Annotated in this window: 7 protein-coding genes and 1 pseudogene; all 8 read left to right on the forward strand. The window is 58.4% G+C overall.

The annotated features are described in order from the left end of the window. Positions 1-215: pseudogene (locus tag AC1DRJ_RS18110) on the forward strand (S-(hydroxymethyl)glutathione dehydrogenase); the annotation flags it as partial. A gap of 8 nt (positions 216-223) precedes the next feature. Continuing rightward, entirely contained in the window at positions 224-1,069 is an 846-nt protein-coding gene (gene fghA, locus AC1DRJ_RS18115; protein WP_477803369.1) for an S-formylglutathione hydrolase, read from the forward strand. Between the two features lie 53 nt (positions 1,070-1,122). Then, positions 1,123-1,596 carry a 2-C-methyl-D-erythritol 2,4-cyclodiphosphate synthase gene (gene ispF, locus AC1DRJ_RS18120; protein WP_008154023.1) on the forward strand — a complete coding sequence of 158 codons (474 nt, stop codon included), beginning with the start codon at positions 1,123-1,125 and terminating at the stop codon, positions 1,594-1,596. Then, positions 1,593-2,651: a tRNA pseudouridine(13) synthase TruD gene (gene truD / locus AC1DRJ_RS18125; RefSeq protein WP_477803370.1), complete on the forward strand. Its 1,059-nt coding sequence runs from the start codon at positions 1,593-1,595 to the stop codon at positions 2,649-2,651. The genes ispF and truD overlap by 4 nt, the downstream gene beginning before the upstream one ends. Further along, positions 2,639-3,388: a 5'/3'-nucleotidase SurE gene (gene surE, locus AC1DRJ_RS18130; protein WP_477803371.1), complete on the forward strand. Its 750-nt coding sequence runs from the start codon at positions 2,639-2,641 to the stop codon at positions 3,386-3,388. Before truD ends, surE begins: the two co-directional genes overlap by 13 nt. A gap of 41 nt (positions 3,389-3,429) precedes the next feature. After that, positions 3,430-4,065, forward strand: coding sequence for a protein-L-isoaspartate(D-aspartate) O-methyltransferase (locus AC1DRJ_RS18135; RefSeq protein WP_477803374.1), 636 nt, complete (start codon positions 3,430-3,432; stop codon positions 4,063-4,065). Between the two features lie 211 nt (positions 4,066-4,276). Next, positions 4,277-5,134 (forward strand): peptidoglycan DD-metalloendopeptidase family protein, encoded by an 858-nt coding sequence (locus tag AC1DRJ_RS18140; RefSeq protein ID WP_477803372.1) that lies wholly within the window; start codon positions 4,277-4,279, stop codon positions 5,132-5,134. A 106-nt stretch (positions 5,135-5,240) separates the two neighbouring features. Then, positions 5,241-5,645, forward strand: a 405-nt coding sequence (locus tag AC1DRJ_RS18145; RefSeq protein ID WP_477803373.1) for a sigma-70 factor domain-containing protein, incomplete at its 3' end; no start/stop codon positions are given.

Here is a 5,645-nt window from a genome sequence, read left to right on the forward strand (position 1 = left end):
GTCCATTCCAGTTGGTCACCGGTCGCGTCTGGCGCGGTTCGGCGTTCGGCGGTGTGCGCGGCCGTACCGAGTTGCCAAGCTACGTCGAAATGGCCGCAACCGGCGAAATTCCGCTGGATACGTTCATCACCCACACCATGGGCCTGGAAGATATCAACAAGGCGTTCGACCTGATGCACGAAGGCAAGAGCATCCGTTCCGTCATTCATTTTTGAGGTCGGTCATGAGCCTGGAAAATATCTCCTGCCAGAAAAGCTTCGGCGGCTGGCACAAGCGCTACCGGCACCGCTCCGACGTGCTCGGCTGCGACATGGTGTTTGCCGTATACCTGCCGCCGCAAGCGGAGCAGGGCGGTAAGCTGCCGGTGCTGTACTGGTTGTCCGGCCTGACCTGCACCGACGAGAACTTCATGCAAAAGGCCGGCGCCATGCGCATGGCTGCCGAGCTGGGTTTGATCATCGTTGCGCCAGACACCAGCCCACGCGGTCCCGACGTACCAGGTGATCCAGACGGTGCTTGGGACTTCGGCCTCGGTGCTGGTTTTTATCTGAATGCCACTCAGGAGCCGTGGTCACGGCATTATCGGATGCATGACTATGTCGTGCAGGAGTTGCCGGCATTGATCGAGGCCCATTTCCCTGCATCGGACAAGCGCGGCATCAGTGGTCACTCCATGGGCGGCCATGGCGCTTTGGTCTGTGCCTTGCGCAATCCTGGGCGCTATCAGTCGGTGTCGGCGTTCTCGCCGATCAACAATCCGATGGACTGCCCGTGGGGGCAAAAGGCCTTCATCCGTTACCTGGGCGAAGACCGTTCGAAGTGGCGCGAATGGGATGCTTGCGCCCTGATCGCCGAGTCCGATGAGAAGTTGCCACTGCTGGTGGATCAAGGCGATCGCGATGATTTTCTTGCGACCCAGCTCAAGCCGGAGGCCCTGCAACAGGCGGCCAAACTGGCGGGTCATCCGCTGACGTTGCGCCTGCAACCAGGCTACGACCACAGCTATTTCTTCATCGCCAGTTTCATCGACGACCACCTGCAACATCATGCGCATGCTCTAGGCGCCTAATATCTGTCAAAGCAGGTAGAATCACGCCCTGACAAAAATCGGGGCGTTTTTTTATGCGTATTGGCCACGGCTATGATGTGCACCGTTTCGCTGAAGGCGACTTCATTACTCTGGGCGGTGTGCGCATTGCACACGGCTTCGGCCTGCTCGCTCACTCCGACGGTGACGTCCTGCTGCACGCCTTGAGCGATGCCTTGCTCGGCGCGGCCGCGTTGGGTGATATCGGTAAGCATTTCCCGGACACCGACCCGACATACAAGGGCGCTGACAGCCGGGTTTTGCTGCGCCACGTTGTCGCGCTGATTCACGCCAAAGGCTGGAAAGTTGGCAACGTCGATAACACCATCGTCGCCCAAGCGCCGAAAATGGCCCCGCATATCGAATCGATGCGCGCGCTGATTGCCGCGGATCTTCAAGTTGAGTTGGATCAAGTGAACGTGAAAGCTACCACCACCGAAAAGCTTGGCTTTGTCGGTCGCGAAGAAGGCATTGCCGTGCACTCCGTTGCCTTGTTGCTGCGCGCATGAACGAATTGCAATTGCTCGGCCCGCGGGCCTATGGCGAGGCGCTTGGCACTGCTGTTCTGAAAGCCACGGCAGAAGATTTTCAGGTCGATGAAGTGCTCAACATTCCCCTCAGTGGTGATGGCGAGCATTTGTGGATTTGGGTGGAAAAGCGCGGTCTCAATACCGAGGAAGCGGCACGGCGGATCGCCAAGGCCGCGGGTGTGCCCTTGCGCACGGTCAGTTATGCCGGGCTCAAGGATCGTCAGGCGCTGACGCGCCAATGGTTCAGCGTGCAATTGCCGGGCAAGGCTGACCCGGATTTGTCGGCGGCGGAAAACAATACGCTGAAAATCCTCAAGACCGGTCGGCACAAACGCAAGCTGCAACGCGGCGCTCACTCGGCCAATGGTTTCACTTTGCGGCTGACGCAATTCGCTGGCGACAAAGCCGCGATTGAAGAGCGGCTTCAATTGATCGCCAAGCAAGGTATCCCCAATTATTTCGGCGCCCAGCGTTTCGGCTTTGATGGCGGCAACGTTATCGATGCACGTGCCTGGGCCGCTCGTAAAGCATTGCCGGAGCAACGCAACGTGYGTTCGCGGCTGCTCTCCACGGCGCGCAGTTATCTGTTCAATCAGGTGTTGGCGGCACGTGTTGCCGACGGTACCTGGGAGCAAGCCCAGGTCGGTGATCTGTTGGCCTTCACTGACAGCCGCAGCTTCTTTCCGGCCGGTGAGGCTGAGTGCAGCGATCCGCGACTGGCGATTCTCGATCTGCACCCGACCGGTCCACAGTGGGGCGAAGGTGACTCGCCGGCGACCGGCGTTGTCCATGTACTGGAGCAAGACATCGCCGCTCGCGAAGCGGACTTGCGCGATTGGTTGATTAACGCCGGTATGAGTCACGAACGTCGCATCCTGCGACTGCCCATTGGTGGGTTGACGTGGCATTATCCCGAGCCTGACATTCTGCAACTGGAATTCGTCCTCCCGGCCGGATGCTTTGCCACCGTATTGGTGCGCGAGCTTGTTGATCTGGTGCCGGTGGGGCAGACGGACAGCCCATGCGTATTCTGATTTCTAACGATGATGGGGTAACCGCACCCGGTCTCGCCGCGCTTTATGCTGCGCTGGCGGATTACACTGAGTGTGTGGTTATCGCCCCGGACCAGGACAAAAGCGGCGCCAGCAGCTCGCTGACGCTCGACCGTCCGTTGCACCCGCAAACCCTGGCCAACGGCTTCATCAGCCTGAACGGCACCCCAACCGATTGCGTGCACCTGGGCCTGAACGGCTTGCTGGAACGCGAGCCGGACATGGTCGTTTCGGGGATCAACCTGGGCGCTAACCTGGGCGATGACGTGTTGTATTCCGGCACCGTGGCGGCCGCCCTCGAAGGGCGTTTCCTTGAACGTCCATCGTTTGCCTTTTCGTTGGCCTCACGACAAGTAGAGAACCTTCCCACAGCGGCCTACTTTGCGCGCAAGCTGGTCGAAGCCCATGGCGATCTCGACCTGCCGCCGCGCACGGTACTGAATGTGAACATTCCCAATTTGCCGCTGGACCATATCCGCGGTATTCAGCTGACCCGCCTCGGACATCGCGCACGCGCTGCGGCACCGATGAAGGTGGTCGATCCACGCGGCAAATCCGGTTACTGGATTGCCGCCGCCGGGGATGCTGAAGATGGCGGCCCGGGCACCGACTTCCATGCGCTCATGCAGGGCTATGTTTCCATCACTCCGCTGCAACTGGATCGCACTTTCAATGATGCCTTCAGAAGTCTCGATGGCTGGCTTGAGGGGCTGCGCTAATGACTCGTGAACAAGACGATATGCTGCGCCRTGGCATCGGGATGACCTCTCAACGGACTCGCGAGCGCCTGATTCAGCGTCTGTATGAAGAAGGCGTTTCCAACGCCAAGGTGCTCGAAGTCATCCGCCGTACGCCGCGCCATCTGTTCGTCGACGAGGCGCTGGCACATCGCGCTTACGAAGACACTGCGCTGCCGATCGGGCACAACCAGACCATCTCCCAGCCTTACATGGTGGCTCGCATGAGCGAGTTGCTGCTGGAAGCAGGTCCCTTGGACAAGGTGATGGAGATTGGCACCGGCTCGGGCTACCAGACGGCCGTACTGTCACAGTTGGTCGAGCGGGTGTTTTCCGTGGAGCGCATCAAGGTTTTGCAGGACCGGGCCAAGGAACGCCTGGTGGAGCTGAACCTGCGCAACGTGGTGTTTCGTTGGGGCGATGGTTGGGAGGGGTGGCCAGCCTTGGCGCCTTATAACGGCATCATCGTCACGGCGGTGGCCACGGATGTGCCTCRGGCACTGCTTGATCAGTTGGCTCCGGGTGGGCGACTGGTGATCCCGGTTGGCTCCGGTGAGGTGCAGCAATTGATGCTGATCATCCGTGAAGAACAAGGCTTTTCCCGACGTGTTCTGGGGGCGGTGCGTTTCGTGCCATTGCTCAACGGGCCACTGGCCTGAGCATTTGTTTTTACGCGCTGAATTCTCTTCGATTGGCCGTGTCTTACAGCGGCACCGATTGGTTAAACGGTATTTATCGTCAGTAGGCAAACGTGTGCGCGGGGCGTTTTCGCTTCATTAAAGGTAAAGCCAGTTCAGCCCGTTATACTTGCGACATCTCGAGCCGGAACACGGCAATCCACAATTTCAGCCACCACATAGGGAGCGGCGGGTGAGTCTCACAGTCATTGCGCAGCGTATGAGTACAACGAGCTTTCAGCGCCTGGTGACTGGCCTTGTCTTGAGCACCTTGCTGGTCGGTTGCTCCAGCACCAAAACGAGTAGCACAAGCGCCGTCGATCGCAACAAGGCTGCGCCGCAACGTCCGGCAGTGACCACAGGTCAGTATGTCGTTCGACCAAAAGACACCCTGTTCTCGATCGCTTTTCGCTACGGCTGGGACTACAAAGCCCTCGCCGCGCGCAACAACATTCCTACACCCTATACGATCCATCCGGGTCAGATAATTCGCTTTGATGGCCGCACCGGATCAACGCCGACAGCAGTGTCCAGTGCGTCCGATTCGACGCCTTCGTCGTCGCTGAAAACCACGGTAATTCGGCGCCAGCCGAATGGCGCAACCACCAGTACAGAGGTGGTTACACCGTCCGTCGCCAGCAAGCCGGCACCCGCTCCATTGCCGCCAGCAGGTCCAGCCCCGACCGGCTGGGGATGGCCATCTAATGGTATTTTGATTGGAAAGTTCTCATCAAACGGTAGTTTGAATAAAGGAATTGATATCGCCGGAGATTTGGGACAGCCTGTTTTAGCTGCGTCTGATGGGACGGTGGTATACGCCGGGAGTGGCTTAAGGGGCTACGGCGAATTAGTCATCATCAAACACAGCGAAACCTACGTCAGTGCCTACGGACATAACCGCRGGCTTTTGGTTCGGGAGGGGCAGCAGGTCAAGGTCGGACAGACAATTGCCGAAATGGGGTCAACGGGTACAGACCGGGTGAAACTGCATTTTGAGATTCGCCGCCAAGGTAAACCTGTAGATCCGCTGCAATTCCTGCCACGTCGTTGATTTGTTAGCCAGCTTGTTCCGTCACGTAGAGGGAACAAGCTCCAGCGTTGCCAAGGATAAAGGCGTCGCTTGAGCTTGAGGTCGAACTCACCAAAGGACTATAACAATGGCTCTCAGTAAAGAAGTGCCGGAGTTTGACATCGACGATGAGGTTCTCCTGATGGAGACCGGTATCGAGACGGATTCGATGTCGAATGATGAAGGGGCAGCTCCACCTTCTTCCGTTCGTGCCAAATCCAAACACTCCGCTTCGCTAAAACAACATAAGTACATCGATTACACGCGGGCACTTGATGCCACGCAGCTGTACCTCAATGAAATCGGCTTTTCCCCATTGCTCTCCCCGGAAGAAGAAGTTCATTTTGCACGCCTGTCGCAAAGTGGCGATCCGGCCGGGCGCAAGCGCATGATTGAAAGCAACCTGCGGCTGGTGGTGAAAATCGCCCGTCGTTACGTCAATCGTGGGCTGTCGCTGCTGGACCTGATCGAAGAGGGCAACCTCGGCCTGATC

Source organism: Pseudomonas sp. P5_B2 (assembly GCF_056400445.1).

Bases quoted from the DNA above. Each gene is read 5' to 3' on its own strand.
- fghA (WP_477803369.1), top strand. From the start codon at position 224: ATGAGCCTGGAAAATATCTCCTGCCAGAAAAGCTTCGGCGGCTGGCAC.
- ispF (WP_008154023.1), top strand. From the start codon at position 1,123: ATGCGTATTGGCCACGGCTATGATGTGCACCGTTTCGCTGAAGGCGAC.
- surE (WP_477803371.1), top strand. From the start codon at position 2,639: ATGCGTATTCTGATTTCTAACGATGATGGGGTAACCGCACCCGGTCTC.